The organism is Actinomadura sp. GC306 (genome assembly GCF_004348665.1).
Classification (GTDB): Bacteria; Actinomycetota; Actinomycetes; order Streptosporangiales; family Streptosporangiaceae; genus Spirillospora.
In genome coordinates this window covers 1-2,208 of the sequence record NZ_SMKM01000479.1, presented here as the reverse complement: position 1 = coordinate 2,208, position 2,208 = coordinate 1, and the positions used below count along the sequence as shown (strand labels likewise).

Sequence of the window (2,208 nt, the reverse complement as noted above, 5' to 3'; positions counted from 1 at the left end):
CCATCGCCCCGACTGCGCCCGTCCAGCCGCTTCAGCCCCCGGCCTCGACCCCGTCCTGCAGCGCGAGGCTCTCGGTGCCCTCGTGGCCGCTGCTGCTGTGGACGAGCGGCACGCCGGCCGACAGATGGCGGCGGGCACGGCGCTGTGGACGGTCGTCCGACTAGGGTGCCGGGGGGCGAGTTCAGCGCCGGATCGGGGCGGGGTTCGATGGTCGGGTTGGTGTTGGTCCCGGTGGGGCTGGTCGTCGGCCTGCTCATCGCGCCGCTGGCGGCGCCGTTCACGGGTGACGTGCCGCGCCGCCGCCGGATGCTGATGGGGCTGACCACGGCCGCCGTGTTCGGGGTCCTCGGGTGGCGCGTCGGGCCGGAGCCCGTCTTGGCGGCGCTGCTCTACCTGGCCGCGGCCGGTGCGCTCCTCACCTTCATCGACGTCGCCGTCAAGCGGCTGCCCGACCGGTTCACGTTGCCGTCCTACGGCATCGCGGCGGCGCTGCTCGCCGCCGCGGCGCCTTTCACCGACGACGGCATGCGGCGATTCCAGCACGCGCTCATCGGCATGGTGGTGTTGTTCGTCCTCTATTTCGTGCAGGCGTTCATCGCGCCTTCGGGCATCGGCATGGGGGACGTGAAGCTCTCCGGCGTCCTCGGCCTCTATCTCGGCTGGTTCGGCCAGGACGCGTGGATGGTCGGCGTCCTGGCCACCTACCTCATCGGCGGCCTCGTCGGCGTCGGCATCATGATCGTCCGGCGTACACGGAAAGGCGAATTCCCGTTCGGCCCGTACATGTTCGCCGGCACATTAATCGCCGTCCTGATGTTCGCCGGCTAGCGCGCGCAAGGTCCGCCGGTCGCGTTGAACTGCGGCGTGTTGTCCCCACGGGAATGCCGAAAAGGGCAATGCGCCGCAGGTCAACGAGTGTCGAACCCGGCCGACGTTCGTGGGCACCGCGTTAGCCGCAGAGCTTCTTGCCGCCCCGGACGCCTCCGCCGATCTTATTGATGGGCGGCGGGGCGAGCCGGACCCCGTTCTTTCCGATGACGAGCCGCACGCCGCCCGCGGAAGCGCCGGAGTCGGCGGTGAGCAGCGCGTCGGGGACGTCCCGCGCGAGCGCCGTCGCCTGCGCCTCGGCCGCCGCCGCGTACACCAGGCGGCTTTCGGGTGCCTCGGCGCCCTTCTCGACTTTCCGTGCCACCTGGTAGCCGCGCTTCCTGAGCTGTGTCACGACCCGCTTGACCAGGGCGTCCTTGCCGCCCGCGTCGACGACGGAGACCTTCACGTCCTTCGGGCGCAGCGGCGCCTGCTCGGTCTTCACCGGCTTGGCGGGCTCCGCGGGCAGGTCGTTGTCGTGCCGGATCGCCTCGAACAACTGCCCGGCCTGCGCCTGGTTCCACTGGACGCGGTTGGGATCGGGTGCGTACCGCTCGACCGGCACGGTCACGAACCGCACTTGCCCGGCGCTCATCCCCTTGAGCCCGTCCGCCAGTTTCCGCATCGCCGAAAGATCCAGGTCGTCGTCCGTGGTCATCGACTTCGTCGCGGCCTTCAGGAACTTGTACGTCTTCGCCGGGTCGCTGAGCACCGAGTCGGTGGCCTTCTCCGCGACCGCGGCCATGAACTTCTGCTGCCGCTCGATCCGCTCAAGGTCGGACCCGTTCCCGAGCGAATACCTCGCCCGCACGTACCCGAGCGCCTGATCGCCCTTCACGGTCTGCTTCCCGGCCTTCAGATACAGCTCGGCCCTCGGGTCGCGGACGGGCCTGTCGACGCAGATCTCGACGCCGCCCAGCGCGTCCACCATCCGCTTGAACCCGGAGAAGTCCACCTGCACGAAGTGGTCGATGTGGATTCCGGTGAGCGATTCCAGCATCTTCCAGGTGCACGTGGGCCCCGCGAACGCGAACGCGGTGTTCAGCATCCCGAACCGCGCCGGAACGGTCCCGCCCTCGTCCTTCTCGCACGCGGGGATCTTCACCATCGAGTCCCGCGGAAAGCTGATCCCGACGGCCTGGTCCCGGTTCGGCGAGAGATGCAGCAGGATCGCGGTGTCCGACCGCGCTCCCGACATCCCCGGGACGGCATACTCCGCATTGTCGCCTTCCCGGGTGTCCGACCCGATCAGCAGCACGTTGAGCGACTTGTTCAGCTTCCGCGGGCGATCGTCCCCAAGCTGCCCCCCGACGTCCTTCTGCTCGATCCCCCCGACGAGAT

2 protein-coding genes are annotated in these 2,208 nt (G+C 69.5%); one reads left to right on the top strand and one right to left on the bottom strand.

The genetic code is table 11. The features are described from left to right. Nucleotides 1–219: 219 nt before the first annotated feature. A complete protein-coding gene (locus tag E1200_RS32785) occupies nucleotides 220–828 on the top strand; it encodes an A24 family peptidase (RefSeq protein WP_243709043.1) in 609 nt (202 codons plus the stop codon). Nucleotides 829–949: 121 nt separating this feature from the next. Here the strand turns inward: E1200_RS32785 and E1200_RS32780 are convergent. After that, on the bottom strand, nucleotides 950–2,208 hold a 1,259-nt coding region (locus tag E1200_RS32780), incomplete at its 5' end, for an LCP family protein (RefSeq protein ID WP_131956486.1).